Genomic DNA, 20,882 nt, shown 5'->3' on the forward strand with positions numbered 1-20,882 from the left:
GATGGTGGCGGCGCAGGCGAACGGGCTCAATTCCCCCGGGGGAATGGCGGACCGCGCCCGCCCGGGGTTGGCTGATGGCGTGGACTTCTCCCAGGCGCTGCGTGAGCGCCGTACCAGCCGCCGTCTGAGCCAGCTCGACCTCGCCACACGGGCGGGCACGACCCAGCGGCACCTCAGCTTCATCGAATCCGGCCGCTCCGCGCCCGGCCGGGGCATGGTCGTCCGGCTCGCCGAGTCACTGGACCTGCCCCTGCGGGAACGCAACGAGCTTCTGCTGGCTGCCGGTTACGCGCCCGTATACCCCGAGACACCGCTGGACGGGCCGGCCCTGACCCCGGTGCGGGAGGCGATCGGCCACATCCTGGCCGGCCACCTCCCGTACCCGGCGGTGGTGGTGAACCGCCGGGGCGACGTGGTCGCCGCCAACACCGCCCTCGACGTGATCACCGAGGGCGCCGACCCGCGGCTCGTCGGCCCCGGCACCAACGCCTACCGGCTCGCCCTGCACCCGGACGGCCTCGCCCCGCGCATCCTCAACTTCGCCGCCTGGGCCCGCCACATCGTCGAGCGCACCCGGCACCTCGGCGACCTGCACGAGGAGTTGAGCTCGTACGTACCCGAAGCGGAGCTGGGGGAGCAGCACTTGGGCTTCGCCGTCCCGCTGGAGCTGCGCACCTCCCTCGGTGAGCTGCACCTGATGACGACGGTCACCACCTTCGCCACGGCCGTGGACGTCACCCTCGCCGAACTGAAACTGGAGGCCTTCCTGCCGGCCGACACGGCGACCGCCGAGGCGTTGCGGGCAGCCGCCGCTCAGAACCCGGGGAACTGGTAGTCGGCGGTGATCCGGCCGTCGGCGTCCAGGACGACGAACTCCGTGCCGCCGCCGACCGGTTCGCCGCCGCCGACGGGCACCATCTCCCAGCTGAAGCGGACGACGTCCCGCAGCCGCACGGCGTCCGGCCGGGCACGGAAGGTGAACTCGCCGGGCGCCACGAACTCCTCGTGGGCGCGGGCGACGCGGAACTCCAACTCCTCGTAGCCGCGCGCTTCGAGGACGGGCTCGGCGAACCCGACCCGCGCGGCCGCCTCCCGGGCCTCGACGGGCGGGTGCAGCAGGTGAACGCCGTCCTCGGCCCACAGCCGCTCGATCGCGCCGCGGCGGGCGACCGCGTCGGACTCGGTCCACAACGCGGCGTAGCGGTCGGCGAGTCGCTGGGCGCTGGTGGTGGGCGTGCCGGTGGTCATGACGGACTCCTCCGTGGGGTCGCTCGGTGTCGGTGGACCCATCCTCGGAGCGGACCAGCCGCCGGACAATTCCCGCCCGGGAATGGCCCGCGGGGGAACGGCCCGCGGGGGAATGGCCTGCCCGGGCATGACCTGCGGGGGAACGGCCCGCCCGGTGACGGCGCGCCGCCGCGGGGCCATATCCGCTTGCCCGAGCGGCCGGGGTGCCGTTGGGTTGGCCGAATGAACAACCCGCTGAACGAACCGCCCGCCCGACCGCTGAACGAGCAGTCGAACAAGCCGCTGGCAGGAGCGCTGGACGGTCCGCCGGATGACCTGCGCACCGAACGCCTGCTGATCCGACGCTGGCGGGAGTCCGACCTCGCCCCGTGGGCCGCGATGAACGCCGACCCGGCGGTCCGCGAGCACCTGGGCGCTCCGCTCACCCGCGAGCAGAGCGACGCCTCGGTGGCACGCTTCGAGGCCGCGATCGAACGGCGTGGGTACGGCTGGCTGGCCGTCGAGGTCCGGGAGAGCGGCGAGTTCGTCGGCTTCGTGGGCCTGGACGACATCGAGGAGACGGACCCGGTCGACGGCGTCGAGATCGGCTGGCGGCTGGCCCGCTCCGCCTGGGGACACGGCTACGCCACGGAGGCGGCCCGCGCCGTCCTCGGTCACGCCTTCGACAACCTCGGCCTCCCCGAGGTCCTCGCCATCACCACGGCCGCCAACCACCGCTCCCAGTCGGTGATGTGCCGCCTCGGCATGACCCACGACCCCGCCGAGGACTTCGACGACCCCGCCGCTCCGGAGGGACTGCTGCGCCGCAACGTGGTCTTCCGACTGCGCCGGGAGGACCGTTCGTCCTAGGGTGCCGGAACGGGCGGTGGGGGCCACCGGGAGTGGGGGAGCTCGATGAGGCATCGCGAGCGGATCGGCGGCGTCCTGGCCGGCAGCGCCCTGCTGCCGCTGGTCGTGTGTGCCGTGGGGGGCGGAGGGAGTCCCGCGGTGGCGGGCGGACGGCGGTGGCCGACGCCCTGAACCGGCCGGTGCTGCTGCTCGGCGCGGCCGCCGTGCACCCGGCCGGCCGGGTACGCCGGTACCGGGGCTGAGCTGCGGTATCGGGCGGCGTGGTTGTCAGTGGGGTGTGGCAGGGTGGCCCCATGCTGGCGATCACGGTGCAGACGAACGACGGGAAGCGACGCTCCCGGCTGAGCGCGGACGAGTTGGCGGGGCTGGTCCGGCGCATCGGCGCGGAGGACGACCGCTTCCTCGTCGTGGAGCGGATACCGGACCTGCCGGACGTGTACATCCAGGTGTGGCACGCCGACGGTGAGGACTACACGCTGGAGCACCGCGACGGCTCCGCCGGGCGGCACTTCGAGGTGCGGCTGGCCGGGCCCGAGCCGGTGGCCGAGGCGATGACGGCGTGGGCGCGCGGCGAGGCGGGCTGGGGTGACGCGTTGGACTGGCAGTCGCTGGACATGGGGCCGGCGCCGGAGCCCGTGCCGCCGCTGGAGCTGGCCGCGGGCGAGCGGCAGGAGTTGGAGGACCGGCTGCGGCTGAGCCTCGCCTGCGGTTACACCGACCGGGCCGGGTTGGCCGAGGAGGCGGAGGAGTACCTGGTGTCGGGTGACCGCCGTCCGCTCTCGCGCGCCCAGGCGGAGCAACTCGCCGACCGGCTCTGGCTGGAGCGGGTCGGCGAGCAGACCGGCTGGATCGGCGAGGCCGACCCGGATCGCCTCACCCGCGCCTTCGCCGCCCTGGAGGAGGACGGCATCACGGCCCGGGAGAACTTCACCTGCTGTCGCTCCTGCGGAGAGGCCGAGATCGGTGCGGCCGGTGCTTCGGACGCCCGCGGCTTCGTCTACTTCCACTCCCAGTGCACCGAGTCCGCCGCCTCGGGCCACGGCCTGTCCCTGCTCTACGGCGGCTTCGACGGTTCTCCGTCGACCTCCACCGCCGTCGGCCACGAGGTGGTCGCCGCCCTCACCGCGGCCGGCCTGCCCACGGTCTGGAACGGCGACCCGTCGCACGCGATCGAGATCCGCCCGCTGCTCTGGCGGCGCCGCCTGGGCGGGTGAGCGCCTGAACTGCCCTGCCCTCCGGGGCCGTCGGCGGCATCCGGCAGGGGAGGAGGAGCCGCCCCGCTCGCGGACGGCGACGGCCCGGTCCGGAGGCCGGTGCCGCGGCCCGGCCGGTGGCCGGTCGGGCCGCGGACTCAGCGTGTCACGGCACCAGCAGGTGCAGGGCGTTCTTCTCCACCGTGACCTCGACCGGCAGCGGCGCGATGAACTCGCCGTCGGCGTAGGCGGTGATGCCCGGGGAGTCGATGCGCAGGGACTCGGTGCGCAGGGTGGTGACTTCCGAACGGGTGGTGTGGGTGCCCTTGAAGAGGGTGGGGAAGAAGCGGGCGATGCGCAGGCGGGGCATGGCGTCGACGAGGGTGACGTCGAACAGGCCGTCGTCCGGGAGGGCGTCCGGGCACATGAGCATGCCGCCGCCGTAGCTGCGGGTGTTGCCGACGGCCGCGAGGGTGAGGTCGCGTTCGATGACGGTGCCGTTGGCGAGGGTGATCCGGAACGGGAGGGGACGCAGGTTGGCGAACTCGATGAGGATGGCCAGGTTGTAGCGCATCCGGCCGCGCGGCCAGCGCAGCCGGTTGGTGCGGTCGCTGACCAGCGAGTCGAAGCCGGTGGCGAGGATGGAGCCGAACCGGCGGACGGCGCCGTCCGCGGCGGTGATCCGGCCGAGGTCGACGGTCCGGAACCGACCGGCGGCGATGACGTCGGCGGCGGCCTCGGGGTCGCCGAGCGGCAGGCCGTACGCGCGGGCGTGGTCGTTGCCGGTGCCGGCCGGGATCACGCCGAGCGGCACTGCGGTTCCCGCGAGCGCCTGCAGAGCGAGGTTGATCATGCCGTCGCCGCCGACCACGGCGACCGCGTCCACGCCGCCGGCCGCCGCCTCGCGGGCGAGGCGGACGGCGTCCTCGGCGGAGCTCCCGGTGTGCGGTTCGACGTCGATGCCGAGGGAGCGCAGGCGGGCGACGGCCCGCTCCGCGGCGGGGCCGGCGTGGCCGGCGCCCGCCGCCGGGTTGCTGAGGACGGCAACCCGGCGGACGGTTCTCGGACCGGTCTCCCCATGAGGTTCGCTCATCCCATGAGGTCCGCTCATGGGATCAGCTTGCCGGGGTTGAGGATGCCCGCCGGGTCGAGCTCGGCCTTCACGGCGCGCAGGATGCGTACGCCCAGGTCGCCGACCTCGTCGGTCATCCAGGGCCGGTGGTCGATGCCCACGGCGTGGTGGTGGGTGATGGTGCCGCCCGCGCCGACGATGGCGTCCCCGGCGGCGCGCTTGGCGGCGCCCCAGCGGGTGAGCGGGTCCTCGCCGAGGGCGGCGACGACGGTGAAGTAGAGCGAGGCGCCGGTCGGGTAGACGTGCGAGATGTGGCAGAGCACGAGCGCGCCGGGCAGGGCGGTGGTCAGCGCCTCGGTGACGGCGGCCCGCAGGGCGGGCAGTCGGCTCCATTCGGCGGCCGTCTCCAGCGTCTCGCACAGCGCGCCGGCGGTGAGCAGCGAGTCGCGCAGGTAGGGCGCGTTGAACCGGCCGTGCTCCCAGGAGCGGGCCGCGGTCTCGCCGAGCGAGGTGGCGCCGGCGGCGAGCAGCGCCTCGCGGGTGGCGTGGTGCCGGGCGGAGACCTGCTCCGCGTCGCCCTCGAAGACGGTGACGGCCAGGCAGCCGGTGACCGCCGGGGCGCCGCCGATCTGCTCGGTCGTGGCGAGGTTGACCATGGTCTCGGCCTCGTCGGAGAGGCGGATCACGGTCGGGCCGGTGCCCTGCTGCTCGACGGCGCGCAGCGCCGCCGTGCCGGTGGCGAAGTCGGGGAAGCTCCACGCCTCGTACGCCTTGACGGCGGGCAGCGGGTGGACGCGCAGGCGCACGGCGGTGATCACGCCGAGGGTGCCCTCGGAGCCGAGGAAGAGCTGGCGCAGGTCGGGGCCGGCGGCGGAGGCGGGGGCGCGGCCGAGGTCGAGCTGCCCGACGGGGGTGACCACCCGCAGGCCGCGCACCATGTCGTCGAAGCGCCCGTACCCGGCGGAGTCCTGACCGGAGGAGCGGGTGGCCGCGAAGCCGCCGATGGTGGCGTAGCGGAAGCTCTGCGGGTAGTGGCCGAGTTCCCAGCCGCGCTCGGCGAGCAGGGCCTCGGCGGCGGGGCCGGTGAGGCCGGCGCCGAGGACGGCCTCGCCGGAGGTCTCGTCCAGGTCGAGCAGCTGGTCGAAACGGCGCAGGTCGAGGGAGACGACGGCCTGGAGGCCGCCGCACTCGGGGTCGAGGCCGCCGACGACACTGGTGCCGCCGCCGAACGGGACGACGGCGATGCGTCGTTCGGCGCACACGGCGAGGACGGCGGCGAGTTCCTGCTCGGTGCCGGGCAGCACGACGGCGTCGGGCGCGTCCTGCTGCCCGCGGCTGCGGCGGCGCAGCAGGTCGGGGGTGGACTTGCCGCCGGCGCGCGGCAGGCGGTCGGCGTCGGCGTCGCTGACGTGGTCGTCGCCGACGGCGGCGGCGAGCGCCTTGAGGTCGTCGGCGGAGATCCGGGACGGGCGGAGCACGACCTCGTCGGCGCTCGGCCCGGGATCGGCGTCGCCGGTGACGCCGAGGGCGGCGGCGAGCAGTCCCTTGATGTCGGCCGACAGCTCCTTGGCCAGGGCCGGGTCGCCCCAGGCGTTCCACTTCATCGGGGGGAGCGGAAGCGCGGCGCCCGCCGGTTCCGCTTGCGTCTCAGGTGCCATGCGTTACAGTTTCACACATCATGTCAAGTAGTAACGCCGAGCCGGCGACACCAGGCGAGCAGCCCCGCAACGCGGAAACCGTGCAGCCCCGCCACGCGGAGACCGCGCGGCCGACCAACGCGGAGACCGTGCAGCCGCGCGGCGCGGAGGCCGAGCAGCCCCGCAGCACCGACGACGTGATCCTGGACGCCGCCGCCGACCTGCTGGTCCACCTCGGCATGCGCCGCACGCAGCTGGCCGAGATCGCCCGCCGCGCCGGGGTCAGCCGGCCGACGGTCTACCGGCGCTGGCCGGACGTCCGGGCGGTGATCGGCGCGCTGCTCACCCGGGAGATCCTGGCCACCCTGGAGGACACCACGCTGGACGTGGCGGACCGGGAGACCTTCGTGGACCGGGTCGTCGAGGTGTCCGTCCGGTTGCGCGACCACCGGGTGCTCGGCGCACTGCTCCGCTCCGACGACTCCGACCTCCTGCTCGAATACGTCGTCGAGCGGCTCGGCGCCAGCCAGCGAGGACTGCTGGAGGCGCTGCGCAACGGCATCGAGCGCGGCCAGGCGCACGGCTCGGTCAGGGCCGGGGAGCCGCTCGAACTCGCGGCCATGGTCCTGCTGATCGCCCAGTCCACCGTCCAGTCGCACCGCATGGTCGCCTCCCTGCTCCCCGAGGCGGCCTGGCGGCGCGAGCTGGCCAGAGCGTTGAACGGATACCTCGCACCATGACGACGCCCGCCGGCCCCTTCGCGGGGACGAGCCGACTCAACGCCGTACGCCGCAAGCTGGAGTTCGAGGCGCTCGGCGACGACCCGCGCATCGACCTGCTGGTGATCGGCGGCGGTGTCACCGGCGCCGGGGTGGCCCTGGACGCCGCCTCGCGCGGCCTGCGCACCGTGCTGGTCGAGTCCCGCGACCTGGCCTTCGGCACCAGCCGCTGGAGCTCCAAGCTGGTGCACGGCGGACTGCGCTACCTCGCCTCCGGCCGGATCAAGGTGGCCAGGGAGAGCGCGGTCGAGCGCGGTGTGCTGATGACCAGCACCGCCCCGCACCTGATCCGCGCACTGCCCCAACTGGTGCCGCTGCTCCCGGACCTGCTGCGCCCCGGGCAGGGTGCGCTGATCCGCGCGGGCTTCCACGCCGGTGACGCGCTGCGGGTGAGCGCCGGCACGCCGGGCACGCTGCTGCCCCGGGTGCGCCGGATCGACGCCGCCCGCACCCGGCAGCTGGTGCCGGGCGTGCGCACCGCCGGCCTGCGCGGCGCGCTCGTCGCGCACGACGGCCAACTCGTGGACGACGCCCGGCTGGTGGTCGCCCTGGCGCGCACCGCCGCGCAGTACGGTGCGACCGTGCTGACCAGGGTGCGGGCCGAGGCGGTGACCGGCACCTCCGCCCGGCTGGTCGACACGCTGACCGGGCAGGCGCTGGACGTCCGGGCCGGTGCGGTGGTCAACGCCACCGGCGTCTGGGCGGGTGAGGTGGACACCTCGATCACGCTGCGCCCCAGCCGCGGCACCCATGTCCTGGTGGACGCAGCGGCGTTGGGCAACCCGACCGCGGCCCTGACCGTGCCGGTGCCCGGCTCGACCAGCCGCTTCGTCTTCGCCCTGCCGCAGCAGCTCGGCCGGGTCGCGATCGGCCTGACCGACGAGGACGCCCCGGGCCCGATCCCGGACGAGCCGCAGCCCACCGAGGCCGAGCTGACCTTCCTCCTCGACACCGTCAACGCCGCCCTCGCCACCGCCCTGACCAGGGCGGACGTGCGCGGCGCCTACGCCGGGCTGCGCCCGCTGATCGACACCGGGGGCGGCAGCACCGCCGACATCTCGCGCGAGCACGCGGTGCTGGAGTCCCCGTCCGGGATGGTCACCGTGGTCGGCGGCAAGCTCACCACCTACCGCCGGATGGCGGAGGACGCGGTGGACGCCGCCGCCCGGCTGCGCGGCCTGCCCGCCCGCACCTGCTGGACCACCCGGCTGCCGCTGGTCGGCGCCCCCGGGCACCGGGACAGCCGTCCGCTGCCCCCGCGGGGGGCGCCCGCCTCGCTGCTGGCGCGCCACGGCGGTGCCGCCCACGAGGTGCTGGCCGCGGGCGGGTCGGCGCCGGTGGCCGAGGGCCTGGACGTGACGCGCGCCGAGATCGCGTACGCGGTGACCCACGAGGGCGCGCTGGACGTCGCCGACGTGCTCGACCGCCGCACCCGGATCGGGCTGGTCGCCCAGGACGCCGAGCGGGCGCGGAAGACGGTCGAGCAGATCCTGGCGGAGTGTCAGGAGGGCTGAGCGGTCGGTGGGATGGGCCTCAGGTCCGGTTCCACCCAGGTGGTCCGGGCCTGCGCGCCCGCGAGCGTCTCGGGCCGGTAGTGGCGGGCGAGCAGCGCCTTGTCGAGCAGCTCCGGGTGGCGGGTGGCGAACTCCTCGAAGTCCGCTGCGTCATCGGCGTGGTGGGCCACCAGCTCGACCCAGGCCCGGGTCATGGTGACGTGGAACTTCTGCGGGGCCCCGGCCTTGGTGGCGGTGCGCCGGATGCCGTCGGCGATCAGGTCGAGGGCGGCGGTGGCGCCGTGCCGGCGTACGGCGAGCCAGGTGAGGCGGACGTGCTGGCGGTGGCCGAAGCGCTCGGCGCCGGTCATCGCCTCGCGCAGCAACTCGCCGAACGGGTCGGCGGGTTCGGGTGTGCCGGGCGTGCCGGGCGAACCTTGCGTACCGGGAGTGTCAGGAGTACCGGGCGTGCCGGGAGCGGTGCCGGGGGTGGGGGAGGTCATGCGGATGCCTTCGTCAGGGCCTGGAGCACGGCGTGGAAGCCGTCCAGCTGGGCGGGGGAGAGGTCGCCGAGCGCTCGGCGTTCGAGGTCGGTCACGGTCCGCCGGATGGTGTCGGCGGTGAGCCGGCCGGTGGCGGTGAGTTCGATCAGCACCGAGCGGCGGTCCCCGGCGCGGGCGCCGCGGGTGATGTGGCCGCGGCGCTCCAGCCGGTCCAGGATGCCGGTCAGCGTGGTCGGCCGGGTGCCGACGGCGGCGCCGAGTTCGGAGACCGTCCGGCCGCGTCCGTCGGCGAGGTTGGCCAGCGCGTTGATCTCGGAGGCGGTCAGGTCGAGGTCGACCAGCTCGGCGGCGAGCAGCTGCAGCGTGGCGTGCGTCGCGCGCTGGAGTGCCAGCAGGGCGGACCGGTCGGGGGCGGCTGCGTTCTCGGGCGTCACGTATTCGGATAATACGGTTTCGTAGGATCCGTGGGCAAACCAGTGGCCGTGGGCAGGCCGCGGCGCGAGGCGGCGGTGCCGGTGGGACGTGGGACGTGGGCAGCGGGCGGTGTGTAGTGGGCGGTGCCGGCCGGCCGGGTTTCAGCGGCCCGTGCGCTCCGGCATAGGGAGTTCGGTGCCCGCGAGTTCCAGGACGCAGGAGAGCGGGTGCTCGGCCTTGCCGGTGCGGTCCAGGGTGACCGCGAGCGGCCGGGGCGGTTCCTCGGCGAGCTGGGAGGCGAGGGTCAGCGGGTAGCTGCCGTGCCCGTGGACGCGGTGGAAGCCGCACTCCTTGCCGTCCACCAGCAACTCGGTCTCGGTGATCCAGCCGGAGCGGACGTTGACGGTGACGGAGTGCCCGCCCTGGTCGACGTGGAAGCTGTACCGCTGGCGCATGGGTACCTCCCGCGGGGCGCCGCAACCGGGGCTGGGAATCGGGGCCGTGGCCGGTGCCGGCGAACCGGAACCGGCGGTCCACCGCCAGTCTAGGTCGACGGCGCCACCCGGGCGCCCCGGCCGGTGCCGGCCGCGCTCGACCTGGCCCGTCCTGGCCCGACCCGACCCGTCCTGGCCCGGCTCGACCCGTCCTGGCCCGGCTCGGCCCGTCCGGCCTGGCCGCCCGGTACGGTCGTCGGTGTGCCGAGGGAGGGGTGCGGAATGCGTCCGTACGAGTACGGGGACGATCTGGCGGACGAGGAGTACGTCCTGGCGCTGCACCGGGTGGCGGCGAGGGTCCGGACCGGCCGATCCGCAGGCCCGGCGGCGGCGCTCGGGACGCTGGAGCGGTACGCGGACGGCGGCGCGATGCGTGCTGTCCTGCGGCGTCTGGGCGCGCGCAGTCTGCCGACCCTGGCCCGGTACGAGCCGGACATCGACGACACCACGCGGATCAAGGGTTCGGCGCTGGCCGCGCTGGCCCGGGAGGTCGAGCAGGTGGACCTCGCGCGGCTTCCGGAGGGCGAGCGCGCGCTCCTGCGGGTGCTGCTGGACTGGGGCCGTCGCGCCTGCGCTGAGGGCGGCGCCCTGCGGATCTCGATCGACGGGCCGGAGTGAAACCCGCGAGCCCGGGGGAGGGGGAGGATCGGTTCCCGCCAGGGCCCTGACGCGGCCCCTGATGAATTCCGGGGTGGAGCCCGACTTCAGACGGATTCTCGTGATCTCTACAGTGTTGTAGATTCGTCCGCAGGGAGAGATCGAGGAGGGCATTGTGGGAGTTTCGCTGGCCAAGGGCGGCAACGTCTCGCTGAGCAAGGAGGCGCCCGGTCTGAGCGCCGTGATCGTGGGCCTCGGCTGGGACGTTCGCACGACCACCGGGGCCGACTACGACCTGGACGCCAGTGCACTGCTGTGCAACGCGCTCGGCAAGGTGATCTCGGACCAGCACTTCGTGTTCTTCAACAACCTTCGCAGCCCGGAGGGTTCGGTCGAGCACAGCGGTGACAACCTGACCGGTGGCGGCGACGGCGACGACGAGCAGATCAAGGTCGACCTGGACCGGGTGCCGGCCGACGTGGCCAAGGTGGTCTTCCCGGTGTCGATCTACGACGCCGATGCCCGGCTGCAGAACTTCGGCCAGGTCCGCAACGCGTTCATCCGGATCGTCAACCAGGCCAACGGCCAGGAGGTCGCGCGCTACGACCTGACCGAGGACGCCTCGACCGAGACCGCGATGGTCTTCGGCGAGCTGTACCGCAACGGTGCCGAGTGGAAGTTCCGTGCCATCGGCCAGGGCTACGCCTCCGGCCTGCGCGGCATCGCGACCGACTACGGCGTCAACGTCTGATCCTCGCGTCGGCGGCGGCGTCGGCGGCGTCGGCGGGTCGGTCGGATCGGGCGGTTCTGACGGTTCCGACGGTTCTGACGGTTCCCGCAGGCCCGGTGGTTTCGGCGGTTTCGGTGGTCACGGGGAAGGCTCGGTCCGACCGAGCGCGTGGCCGCCGAAACCGCCGCTGCCGGTGAGTTGGTCCTGCCACCAGGCGGCCATCGCGGGCTCGTCCATCGTCGACCAGTCCGGCGCCGCCGTGACCTGCGCCCGGCCGAGCGTCCGGCCCAGGTCCACCAACTCCCGGCCGGCCGCGCTCCGTTCGCGGTCGTACGCGGCCAGCAGGGACGACCAGGAGCCGGACTCCCGGCCGGCCTGCTCGAAGGCGTGCGCGTCCTGCAGGGCCTTCACCGCGCCGCTGGTGTTGTGCGGGCGGACCACGGTGGCCGCGTCCCCGCCGATCAGCAGCCGCCCGGCCGTGCGGCGCGGGGTCGCCAGGTCGTAGACGGGCTGCAGGAAGGTCCGTTCGCGCGGGGTGAGGGTGACCAGCCCGGCCCAGTACGGAGGCAGGTGACGCTCGGCGAGCTGCCGCAGCTCGTCCAGCCGCCCGTCGGTGAGCGCGCCCGCCGGGATGCTGGTCGGGCCGTCCAGGCGCAGCCAGTCCGGGGTCGGCGCGTAGAAGACCCAGTTGACCTGGGTGCGGCCGGGCTCCAGCCCGGGGATGCGGTAGATCACGACCTGTCCGCCGCGGTAGCAGACGGTGATGCACTCCTCCTCCGGCCAGACCGCGGCCCCGCCGGGCAGCTCGTCCAGCAGCGCGGTGTCGTAGCTGCCGCGCCAGCACACGTACCCGGCGTACTCGGGTGCGGCCTGCGGGCAGACGGCCTCGCGGACCACCGAGCGGTAGCCGTCCGCGCCGATCACCAGGTCGTGGGCCTGGCGGCTGCCGTCGGCGTCCTCGGTCCAGGCGGCCCGCTCGTCGCCGCCGACCGCGGTGACGGTGGTACCCAGCCGGTACTCGACCCGTTCGGGGGCCCGCTCGCGCAGGGCCTGCCACAGGACGGCCCAGTGGTGGGAGTGGAAGGGGAACGGCTGGTCCCAGAGCACCCGTCCGCGCCCGTCCGGGCCGTCGCCCCCGCCGGCCGGCCCCCGGGTGGTCCAGCGGCGGACGGTCAGGCGGTGGCGGCGGGTGTCGGCGGCGAGGTGTCCGGCGCGGACCAGCTCGTCGAAGCGGTCATTGTGGGTGCAGATGCCCACGCCGCGGTCCTCCAGCCGGCCCGGGCTGCGCTCCAGCACCACGACCCGTTCCGCGCCCAGCCGGGCGGCGGCCCCGGCGAACGCGCTCCCGGCGATGCTGCCCCCGACCACGGCCACCGAGCCACCTCGCACGGCTGCCCCCTCTCCCGAGCCCGCGACATCCGGGAGGTCCAGGACGTCCGGGACACGACGATACGCGGGCGCCCCGCCGTCCGCCCGGTGTTCGGCCGCTTCGGGACGCGGGCGCCGCCCCGCATTATGCAACTAGTTGCATAATGCTCGACGCGTCCCCTACCCTGCGGTAACCACGACACCCAGCCCGCGCCCCAGGAGACGTCGATGAGCGCCACCCCCGGCAGCAGCCGCTACCCGCACCTGCTCAGCCCGCTCGACCTCGGCTTCACCACCCTGCCCAACCGCGTGATCATGGGCTCGATGCACGTCGGCCTCGAAGAAGCCCCCGACGGCTACCAGCGGATGGCCGCCTTCTACGCCGAGCGCGCCCGCGGCGGCGTCGGCCTCATCGTCACCGGCGGCATCGCCCCCAACGAGGCCGGGCGTCCCTGGGAGGGCGGCGCGATGCTCACCACCGAGGAGGAGGCCGACAAACACCGCGCGGTCACCGACGCGGTGCACGCCGCCGGAGGGAAGATCGCCCTGCAGATCCTGCACTTCGGCCGCTACGCCTACCACCGCGACCTGGTCGCCCCCAGTGCGATCCAGGCCCCGATCAGCCCCTTCGTCCCCAACGAGCTCACCGCCGAGCAGGTCGAGCAGACCGTCGAGGACTTCGCCCGCTGCGCCGAACTCGCCCGCCGCGCCGGCTACGACGGCGTCGAGATCATGGGCTCCGAGGGCTACCTGATCAACGAGTTCATCGTCGCCGCGACCAACCACCGCGAGGACGAGTGGGGCGGCCCGTACGAGCGGCGGATGCGCTTCCCGGTGGAGATCGTCCGCCGGGTCCGCGAGCGGGTCGGCGAGGACTTCATCATCGTCTACCGCCTCTCCATGCTCGACCTGGTGCCGGGCGGCTCCACCCTGGACGAGGTCGTCCGGCTCGCCCAGGCCGTCGAGGCCGCCGGGGCGACCATCATCAACACCGGCATCGGCTGGCACGAGGCCCGCATCCCGACCATCGCCACCTCGGTGCCGCGCGGAGCCTTCGCCTGGGTGACGAAGAAGGTCATGGGCAAGGTCGGCATCCCGCTGGTCACCACCAACCGCATCAACACCCCGGAGATCGCCGAGCGCCTGCTCGCCGAAGGCAACGCCGACCTGGTCTCGATGGCCCGCCCGCTGCTCGCCGACGCCGACTTCGTCGCCAAGGCGCGCGACGACCGCGCCGACGCCATCAACACCTGCATCGGCTGCAACCAGGCCTGCCTGGACCACACCTTCAACCTCCAGATCACCTCCTGCCTGGTCAACCCGCGCGCCTGCCACGAGACCGAACTCGTCCTCGCGCCCACCAGGGTGCGCAAGCGCGTCGGCGTCGTCGGCGCCGGCCCGGCCGGGCTCGCCTTCGCCGTCTCCGCCGCCGAGCGCGGCCACGACGTCACGCTGTACGACGCCGCCGAGGCGGTCGGCGGACAGCTCGACGTGGCCCGGCGCATCCCCGGCAAGGAGGAGTTCGAGGAGACACTGCGCTACTACCGCACCCGGCTCGCCGAACTGGACGTCACGCTGCGCCTGGGGACCACCGCCACCGCCGAGCAGCTGGCCGGGGAAGGCTACGACGACCTCGTCATCGCCACCGGCGTCACCCCGCGGATCCCCGCCGACATCCCCGGGATCGACCACCCGAGCGTGGTCGGCTACCTCGACGTGCTGCGCGACGGCGCGCCCGTCGGCGAGCGGGTCGCCATCCTCGGCGCGGGCGGGATCGGCTTCGACGTGGCCGAATTCCTCACCGACCAGGGCGACCAGGCCAGCCTCAACCCGCCGGTGTTCGCGGCCAAGTGGGGCATCGACGCGGAGTACCGCGAGCGCGGCGGCCTGCGTGCCCCCGAGCGCCCCAAGCCCCCGCGCAGCGTCCACCTGCTGCAGCGCAAGACCACCAAGGTCGGCGCCGGGCTCGGCAAGACCACCGGCTGGATCCACCGGACCGAGCTCAAGCACCGCGGCGTGGTGATGGTCCCAGGCGTGACGTACGACCTGATCGACGACGCCGGCCTGCACATCACCGTGGACGGCGAGCGCCAGGTGCTGCCCGTCGACACCGTGGTGCTCTGCACCGGGCAGGAGCCGCGGCGCGACCTGTACGAGGCGCTGCGCGAGCGCGGCCTGGCGGTGCACCTGATCGGTGGCGCCGACGTCGCCGCCGAGCTGGACGCCAAGCGGGCCATCAAGCAGGGCACCGAGCTGGCCGCCTCGCTCTGAGCGGCTCCCGGGGCCGCGTGCATGAGACCTGCTCATGCGCGCGGCCATGCGGCCTGCTCATGGGGGTGGGGCCATGGGGCCTGCTCATGGAGGGTGGCCATGGGGCCTGCTCATGCCTGCGGCCATGAGAGCTGCTCATGGGCGCGCCCCATGAGACTTGTTCATGCCTGCGGCCATGAGACCTTCTCATAAGCGGTGGTTCATGGCACCTGCTGCTCATGGGCGCACCCATGAGACCGGCTCATGCCTTCGCCCCATGAGCTCCGCTCATCGCATGACCATCCGACCCGCTCATGCGCCTCTAGGATCGTCGGCATGTCGCTGCCGCACGCCATCCTCACCGCCCTGCTGGAGAAGCCGTCCTCGGGGCTGGAGCTGACCAGGCGGTTCGACAAGTCGATCGGCTTCTTCTGGCCCGCCACCCACCAGCAGATCTACCGCGAGCTGGGACGGCTGGAGGCCTCCGGCCACATCCGGGCCCTCCAGCCGGCCGGGCCGGTGCGCGGGCAGAAGAAGGAGTACGAGGTCCTGCCGGAGGGTCGTGCCGAGCTGGCCCGCTGGACGGCCGAGGGTGCCGCGCCGCGTGCCGTCAGGGAGCCGTTGCTGCTACGGCTGCGGGCCGCGGCGGTGGTCGGCACGGACGGCCTGGCGGACGAGCTGGAACGCCACCTGGAGCTTCACCGCGCGCAGTTGGCCGACTACCTGGAGATCGAACGGCGCGACTTCCCGGCCGAGCGGGCGGACGGCGAGAACCGGCTCCAGCACGCGGTGCTGCGGGCCGGGATCGGGCTGGAGACGTTCTGGGTGGAGTGGCTCGCCGAGACCCTCGAATCCCTCTCCCCGGACCACGCCTGAGCCACGCCTGAGCCACGCCCGAGCCACGCCCGAGCCACGCGCCCGAACCGGGTCCGGCCGACGCCTGAGCAGGGCCGGCCCCGCGCCTCCGTAGGTCCTGACCTGCGGCGATGCCCGCCCCGCGCGCCGCTCCCGACCCCCGGTGGGACACTGGTTGCCTGTCCCTGCCCGAACTCTCGACCGGGGGCCCGCATGTCTCTTCCCAGGCCGCTCCACGCCGTCATCGCCGCAGCTGTCGTCGCGGCGGTCGCCCTGGGCCCGACGCACCTGGCGTCGGCCGCGCCCGCCGAGGAACTCCCCTCCGCCGACCAGCTGAAGTCGGCCCTGCTCACCGCAGCCGACCTCGGTCCCGACTTCACCGAGGTGCCCGCCACCGAGAGCCCAAGTCCGGGCGAGAACCCGAGCCCGGTCAGCGGCTGCGACGCGCTCAGCGCCCTGATCAACATGCACGCCACCCAGCCCGGCCTCGCGAATTCGCGCGCCGAGACCGAACTCGACGGTCCGGACGGCAATCCGATGGTCACCGAGGCCCTTGCCGCCGAGCCGTCCGACCAGCTCACCACCGACTTCAACTCCGTGGCCGACGCCCTCCGGAGCTGCCACACCATCACCTTCAACGCCGGCACCGAGGACACCGTGACCTTCACCGTCACCCCGGTCACCCTCGGCGACCGCCCGGACGCCCCGGCGGTCCGCCTCGACGGCACCCTGGCCGGCGTCCAACTCAACGCCTTCGTCGGTATCGAGCGCTTCGGCACGGTCGCCATGGCCTTCGGCTACTTCCAGCGTGAGGGCGCCGACGCGCAGACGGCCTCGATGCAGTACCGCACCGCCGTCTCCAAGGTCGAGCGCACACTCGGCACCACCGCCGGCAGCACCACCCCGCCCACCGCCGTCGCCACCCAGAACATGCGGGCCTGAACCGCGGCCCGCGGCAGGGCCGAGCGCACCGGCTGTTCGGCCGCCGCCGACCGGATCGGCGGAGCCGGTCAGACGATCGGCTCACGGATCGACCGAGCCCGGCGAACCGCTGAAGAGGCCGTGCAGCTTGGCCCGTTGTCCTCCGCACGCTGGTCGCCGCCCCGTCGGCGCTGACGACCTGCACGGGGCGGAACCCGACGCATCGGCGGTCGGGCAGGTGGACGGCCTCGCCGAGGTCGATCCGGCGAAGCCGGCGGCCACCACGTCGACCGGCACCTGGAGCACGGAGCACATCGCCTGCCGCGTCCCGCCGGCCCTCGCGGCCGTACCGCGCGGCCCGAGGCGGACTGCCCGGTGGAGGTGGCACTGGTGGCGGTGGCGGGCCGCTGGGCGACGCTGGTGCTGCGGGAGCCGATGCACGGCCCCGCCTCGTACGGGGAGTTGTGGGCGCGGCTTCCGGAGATCAGCTCGAAGGTGCCCGCGGAGCGCCTGCAGGTCTTGGGCGAGCGGGAGTTGGTGGCCCGCCAGCGGCTTCCCGGCTTCCCGGTGCGGACCACGTACCGGCTGACGCCCGCCGGGCAGGCGCTTCGCCCGCTGCTGGTCGAGCTGTACCGCACGGGTGCGCGGCCGGCGGGCGTCCAACGGTGAGCGGGACGGCCGCACCCCCGTCGCGGCCGTCCCGGCTCTCGGCTCCGTTCGTCCGGCTCCGTTCGTCCGGCGCGTCGCCTACGGGTGGAAGACGATCTCCGGGAAGGCCGGCGACGGCCCGTCGAGCAGGTGGCAACCGCGGTGGCGCAGGTGGAGGTCGAAGAAGGCCAGGGGGTAGGCCTGCTGGATGCGGATGCCGCGGTCGGGGTCGAGGGTGCCGACCTGGGCGTGGATCTGCTCCTCGGTCATGCCGAGGAGCCTGCCCGCCTGGGGGATCAGCGTCATGTTGTCGCCGTACGAGCTGTGGATGGCGCCGGTGGCCTGGATGTCGAGTCGCCAGCCGCGCAGGTGGCCCCAGAAGGTCTCGGCGGCGGGGTTGCCGGCCCGGGCCCAGTCGGCGGTCATCAGCATGAACGGCCGGTCGAGGTCGGCGCTGGGAGCGGGGTTGGAGAGCATCGGCGCGTCGAGGGCGAGCCCGGCGCGGATGCGCCGGTCGGCGGCCATGGCGAGGGCGGTGGCGGTGCCGCCCTTGGACCAGCCGAACGCGCCGAGGGTGTCCGGGTCGAGGCCGCCGAGCAGGCCGGCCGGCAGGGCGCGGCGGTCGACGTCGGGGTTGCGGCCGGCGGCGAGGTCGTCGACGACGTCGAGCAGGAAGCGGAGGTCGGCGGCGTAGTCCCTGGGGTACATGGCGACGCTGCCGTCCGGGGTGAGGACGGTGCCGTCGGGGAACTCGGTGAACGCGTCGTGGGTGTGGTCGACGGTGACGACGGCGTAGCCGTGGCTGGCGAGCTCCTGGCAGATGACCGTGTGGTCGGCGCGGTAGCCGCCCGAGCCGTGCGAGAAGACGACGACGGGCAGCCGGTGGCCGGTCCGGCGGACGGGCGCGCCCTGGTGGCCGGAGGTGAGCGGGCCGACGGAGGGGTCGAGTGGGAAGCCGATGTCGGAGAGGAGGGCCCGCAGGGCGCCGTCGGTCATCCAGGGGGCGAGCGGGTACGCGTCGGCGTCGGAGCTCCGGGCCGGGTACCAGACGGTGGCCATCAGCTCGCGGAACCGGCCCGGCCCGGCGATCGGGTCCGGGCGCGAGGTGTCGCGCAGGTGGAGCGGCACCATGCCCACCGGGCACGGGCCGGTGGGCGCGGGAAGGGTGAGCCGCGCGGCGGCGGCGGGGCCCGTGCCGGTGGCGGCTGCGGCGCGGCCCGGGGCGCCCCAGGCGGTGCCGGCGAGGCCGATCGGCGCGGCGGCGCCCATCGCCAGCGCGGCGCCGAGGATGCGACGGCGGGTCGGCCCGGTGGGGCTTCCGGCCGGCCCGGCGGAGGTTCCGGTCGGGCCGGTAGGGCTGGTGGGGCCGGTGAGGCTTGCGAACGGCGTGGTGTCCATGCCTCGAACGCTGTCACGCGAGGCGGCCGGGCGGCATCGGCCCGCCGACTGATCCACCGTCACCTGGCATTGGCCCACGGGTTTACATCCCCGGGCTGATGCGGACCGCGCGACGTCGGCCCGGCCGGAGCGGGAGGTGGAGGCTAGACGACGTTCTTGTCGATCAGCATCTGCAGCACGTTGACGTGGAAGTCGGGGAAGTCCATCGGCACGATGCCGAACCGGGCGCGCTGCTGGGTGCGGGCGTTCAGGTACGGGTAGACGGCGCGGTCCATGAGGCTCTGGGAGCTGGTCTTGGGCCAGTAACCACCGGCGTAGCTGAGGAAGTTGACGAACATCTTCGGGTAGCTCGGGTTGCCGAAGGCCTTGTCGAACTGGGCGGTGATGTACCGGCCCTTCGCGCCCAGCGGGTCGAGGCCGCCGATCTGCCAGACGTCCTGGGTGTCGAAGTACTCGTTCTGGCCGCTGGACCAGTCGATCAGGCCCCAGGGGTTGGCGAAGTCCGCGAGCAGGACGACCTTGCCGCGGGCGGTGTCGAGCGTCGGCCAACCGTAGAAGTGGAACAGGCTCCGGTAGCCGAACGCGTCGAAGTAGTGGTTGACCCGCCGCATGAACTCCTCGTCGCCGAGCGCCTGTCCGCCCGCCCGCTCATTGCGCAGGCGCATCACGATGGTCTCGCCCGGGTGTGCCTGCAGGAAGGACCGGCACCGGTCGAGCACGTCCTGCAACCGGAGGTGCTGGTAGGCGTCGGAGTGGTAGATCCCGAGCTCGTCCGGCGCGCCCTGCAGGCCGTTGCAGCGGATGTCGAGGAAGCGGACGCCCTCCTGCAACTGCTGCGGTATGCCCCAGTTCTGGGTGTGCGACCACTCGGTGCCGTAGTCGGGGTTCTCGCAGCACGAGTCGTGGGTGCCGGGGATGGTGAGGTCGAGCAGGGAGAGGTTCCCGTCCAGACGGCTCATCCAGTCGTCGGTCGGCAGCCCGCGCGGGGTGGTCCGCACGGCGCCCCAGGCGGTGGACGACGGCAGGGCGATCCCGCCGCCCAGGACGGCTGCTCCGCCGACTCCCGCGCTCCACTTGAGAAGATCACGACGTGCGATGCCCATGAGGTGGCTCCTTCGGCCTTCCGATCGGCTGGGGCGTGCGCTGCCTTCAGTCCGAACGCCGCCTCGGCGTCGGCGGGTTCACCGTCCGAGGGGCGGGCGTGCTTCGGTCTCCGTTCCGTCCTTCCTACCCGGATCCCCGCTTGACGAACGGCTGTCACACGGGGCGGCAAGTCGCTTGCGGTCACCGGTGGTTGGGAACGGACGGGCGGGAAGGTGCCGAGGTCGTGGTCGGATCGGGGTGATTGCGGTTCAGTCTCCATTCGCACCTCCCCTGCCCAGCCTGACGAACTGCTGTCACATTGGACGGCGAATGGCCGGTCGGATCCGGGGGGTTGGGGATGAGTTCGGGGGACGGTACCGACCTCGCGGCGGCAGTCGTCGCAGCGTTGCTGCAGGCGGCGACCGGCGCGGCCGGGGCGGCGGGGACGCCCTTCGGCGCGGACGGCGTCGGCTGGGTGCAGGAGGGGCTCAGGCAACTGCCGCGCTGGGCGCAGGCGGCCGAGCGGGCCGACTCGGCGCCGCAGGACGACGGGGCGCGCCTGGGGCTGGCGGAGGCCGTGGGCGAGCTGCTGAGCCTGCACCCGGCGCTGGCCGAGTCGTTGGAGACGCGCCGCGCGGAGCGGGCCGCACAGCCCGTCGAGGAGCCGCCGGCGCCGACGACGGTCACCGTCGGCGCGAGCGCGGTGGTCGGCGGCGCCGGGCAGACGGCGCTGGGGACGGGCAATGTGCTCGTCGGCGGGAACATCCACAACAAGGTCGTCAACAAGCACGGCAACACGGGTCTCCTGATCGCCGTCCTGGTCGTGGTGGGGGCCCTGGTCGCCCTCGGCATCCACTTCCTCGGCGGCTCCAAGAACCTCGGGTCCGCCCCGCGCCTGCCCGCCTCAGTGGAGGGAGAGCAGCGCAGGGCGAGTTCTGACAGCGACTGGGAGAAGTTCCGGGCCTCACTCACCAGGGACGGCGTGGAGAGCCCCCAGACGGCCGCGTACGGCAGCGTGCCCAACAGCTCCACGGACCTGGTGCTGGCAGGCGATGACCACACGGCACGGTGGGAGGTCGTCATCGCCAACGTGACGATGACGTTCCAGCGGACGTTCGCCGAGTCGATGGCGGGCTCGAAGGGAAGCTCGGGTGGGGAGGTCCCGACGTCGCTGCCGGGGAAGATGTACTGTTCCGCCACCTCCCACGTGGTGAGCGAGGGCGACGACTTGGGGTGCATCTGGTTCGATGACACGTACGTGATCATCGTCAATGGGGTCGGCCGGGACCCGAAGATCGCGGCCGCGGTCATCGAGCGGATCTACCACGGCACCGAGCACTAGGCGCTGGT

Annotated in this window: 21 protein-coding genes; 12 read left to right on the plus strand and 9 right to left on the minus strand. The window is 73.8% G+C overall.

What is annotated here, in order from left to right; all coding sequences use genetic code 11:
* Positions 1-79 precede the first annotated feature (79 nt).
* A complete protein-coding gene (locus ABTY56_RS26930) occupies positions 80-835 on the plus strand; it encodes a helix-turn-helix domain-containing protein (protein WP_350631789.1) in 756 nt (251 codons plus the stop codon).
* On the opposite strand, the gene ABTY56_RS26935 is transcribed toward ABTY56_RS26930, so the two are convergent.
* Positions 814-1,248 carry a hypothetical protein gene (locus ABTY56_RS26935; RefSeq protein WP_350631759.1) on the minus strand — a complete coding sequence of 145 codons (435 nt, stop codon included), beginning with the start codon at positions 1,246-1,248 and terminating at the stop codon, positions 814-816. The two genes, ABTY56_RS26930 and ABTY56_RS26935, sit on opposite strands and share 22 nt — an antisense overlap.
* Positions 1,249-1,470: 222 nt before the next feature.
* Here ABTY56_RS26935 and ABTY56_RS26940 point away from each other — a divergent pair, with 222 nt between their 5' ends.
* Together ABTY56_RS26940 and ABTY56_RS26945 are read left to right on the plus strand one after the other, a co-directional pair.
* Positions 1,471-2,097: a GNAT family N-acetyltransferase gene (locus ABTY56_RS26940; protein WP_350631760.1), complete on the plus strand. Its 627-nt coding sequence runs from the start codon at positions 1,471-1,473 to the stop codon at positions 2,095-2,097.
* A 293-nt stretch (positions 2,098-2,390) separates the two neighbouring features.
* Positions 2,391-3,311, plus strand: coding sequence for a DUF6891 domain-containing protein (locus ABTY56_RS26945; protein ID WP_350631761.1), 921 nt, complete (start codon positions 2,391-2,393; stop codon positions 3,309-3,311).
* Between the two features lie 145 nt (positions 3,312-3,456).
* Here the strand turns inward: ABTY56_RS26945 and ABTY56_RS26950 are convergent, their stop codons facing one another.
* Both ABTY56_RS26950 and ABTY56_RS26955 read right to left on the minus strand, forming a co-directional pair.
* Entirely contained in the window at positions 3,457-4,383 is a 927-nt protein-coding gene (locus ABTY56_RS26950; RefSeq protein WP_350631762.1) for a diacylglycerol kinase, read from the minus strand.
* Between the two features lie 14 nt (positions 4,384-4,397).
* Positions 4,398-5,966, minus strand: coding sequence for an FAD-binding oxidoreductase (locus tag ABTY56_RS26955; RefSeq protein WP_350631763.1), 1,569 nt, complete (start codon positions 5,964-5,966; stop codon positions 4,398-4,400).
* A gap of 74 nt (positions 5,967-6,040) precedes the next feature.
* Here ABTY56_RS26955 and ABTY56_RS26960 point away from each other — a divergent pair, with 74 nt between their 5' ends.
* The gene (locus ABTY56_RS26960) at positions 6,041-6,739 is read left to right on the plus strand and encodes a TetR/AcrR family transcriptional regulator (RefSeq protein WP_350631764.1); all 699 of its coding nucleotides are present in this window, start codon (positions 6,041-6,043) and stop codon (positions 6,737-6,739) included.
* Positions 6,736-8,292: a glycerol-3-phosphate dehydrogenase/oxidase gene (locus tag ABTY56_RS26965; protein WP_350631765.1), complete on the plus strand. Its 1,557-nt coding sequence runs from the start codon at positions 6,736-6,738 to the stop codon at positions 8,290-8,292. Before ABTY56_RS26960 ends, ABTY56_RS26965 begins: the two co-directional genes overlap by 4 nt.
* On the opposite strand, the gene ABTY56_RS26970 is transcribed toward ABTY56_RS26965, so the two are convergent.
* The 3 genes from ABTY56_RS26970 to ABTY56_RS26980 all read right to left on the minus strand — a co-directional run bounded on the left by ABTY56_RS26970 (position 8,280) and on the right by ABTY56_RS26980 (position 9,643).
* A complete protein-coding gene (locus tag ABTY56_RS26970; RefSeq protein ID WP_350631766.1) occupies positions 8,280-8,774 on the minus strand; it encodes a hypothetical protein in 495 nt (164 codons plus the stop codon). The two genes, ABTY56_RS26965 and ABTY56_RS26970, sit on opposite strands and share 13 nt — an antisense overlap.
* Positions 8,771-9,208: a MarR family winged helix-turn-helix transcriptional regulator gene (locus ABTY56_RS26975; protein ID WP_350631767.1), complete on the minus strand. Its 438-nt coding sequence runs from the start codon at positions 9,206-9,208 to the stop codon at positions 8,771-8,773. Before ABTY56_RS26975 ends, ABTY56_RS26970 begins: the two co-directional genes overlap by 4 nt.
* A 141-nt stretch (positions 9,209-9,349) precedes the next feature.
* Positions 9,350-9,643, minus strand: a complete 294-nt coding sequence (locus ABTY56_RS26980) for a hypothetical protein (protein WP_350631768.1) — start codon at positions 9,641-9,643, stop codon at positions 9,350-9,352.
* Between the two features lie 261 nt (positions 9,644-9,904).
* Here ABTY56_RS26980 and ABTY56_RS26985 point away from each other — a divergent pair, with 261 nt between their 5' ends.
* Complete coding sequence (locus ABTY56_RS26985) at positions 9,905-10,300, plus strand: hypothetical protein (protein WP_350631769.1); 396 nt, start codon at positions 9,905-9,907, stop codon at positions 10,298-10,300.
* A gap of 154 nt (positions 10,301-10,454) precedes the next feature.
* Positions 10,455-11,030 carry a TerD family protein gene (locus ABTY56_RS26990; protein ID WP_350519172.1) on the plus strand — a complete coding sequence of 192 codons (576 nt, stop codon included), beginning with the start codon at positions 10,455-10,457 and terminating at the stop codon, positions 11,028-11,030.
* Positions 11,031-11,147: 117 nt separating this feature from the next.
* Here the strand turns inward: ABTY56_RS26990 and ABTY56_RS26995 are convergent, their stop codons facing one another.
* Positions 11,148-12,383 (minus strand): FAD binding domain-containing protein, encoded by a 1,236-nt coding sequence (locus ABTY56_RS26995; protein ID WP_350631770.1) that lies wholly within the window; start codon positions 12,381-12,383, stop codon positions 11,148-11,150.
* A 222-nt stretch (positions 12,384-12,605) separates the two neighbouring features.
* On the opposite strand from ABTY56_RS26995, the gene ABTY56_RS27000 reads away from it, so the two are divergent.
* From ABTY56_RS27000 to ABTY56_RS27015, 4 genes are all read left to right on the plus strand, one after another.
* Complete coding sequence (locus tag ABTY56_RS27000) at positions 12,606-14,648, plus strand: oxidoreductase (RefSeq protein WP_350631771.1); 2,043 nt, start codon at positions 12,606-12,608, stop codon at positions 14,646-14,648.
* Between the two features lie 315 nt (positions 14,649-14,963).
* A complete protein-coding gene (locus ABTY56_RS27005; RefSeq protein WP_350631772.1) occupies positions 14,964-15,503 on the plus strand; it encodes a PadR family transcriptional regulator in 540 nt (179 codons plus the stop codon).
* Between the two features lie 192 nt (positions 15,504-15,695).
* Positions 15,696-16,424 (plus strand): hypothetical protein, encoded by a 729-nt coding sequence (locus ABTY56_RS27010; protein ID WP_350631773.1) that lies wholly within the window; start codon positions 15,696-15,698, stop codon positions 16,422-16,424.
* 354 nt (positions 16,425-16,778) lie between these two features.
* On the plus strand, positions 16,779-17,072 hold the full coding sequence (locus ABTY56_RS27015) for a winged helix-turn-helix transcriptional regulator (protein ID WP_350631774.1): 294 nt from the start codon (positions 16,779-16,781) through the stop codon (positions 17,070-17,072).
* Between the two features lie 78 nt (positions 17,073-17,150).
* Here ABTY56_RS27015 and ABTY56_RS27020 read toward each other — a convergent pair whose 3' ends face one another.
* Positions 17,151-18,449 (minus strand): alpha/beta hydrolase family protein, encoded by a 1,299-nt coding sequence (locus ABTY56_RS27020; RefSeq protein WP_350631775.1) that lies wholly within the window; start codon positions 18,447-18,449, stop codon positions 17,151-17,153.
* Positions 18,450-18,592: 143 nt separating this feature from the next.
* Positions 18,593-19,552: a phosphatidylinositol-specific phospholipase C gene (locus tag ABTY56_RS27025; RefSeq protein WP_350631776.1), complete on the minus strand. Its 960-nt coding sequence runs from the start codon at positions 19,550-19,552 to the stop codon at positions 18,593-18,595.
* Positions 19,553-19,890: 338 nt separating this feature from the next.
* Here ABTY56_RS27025 and ABTY56_RS27030 point away from each other — a divergent pair, with 338 nt between their 5' ends.
* Positions 19,891-20,874: a DinB family protein gene (locus ABTY56_RS27030; protein ID WP_350631777.1), complete on the plus strand. Its 984-nt coding sequence runs from the start codon at positions 19,891-19,893 to the stop codon at positions 20,872-20,874.
* Positions 20,875-20,882: the final 8 nt, after the last annotated feature.

Origin of the sequence: Kitasatospora sp. NPDC097691 (assembly GCF_040302665.1) — a bacterium.
In the GTDB taxonomy this organism is placed as follows: Bacteria; Actinomycetota; Actinomycetes; order Streptomycetales; family Streptomycetaceae; genus Kitasatospora.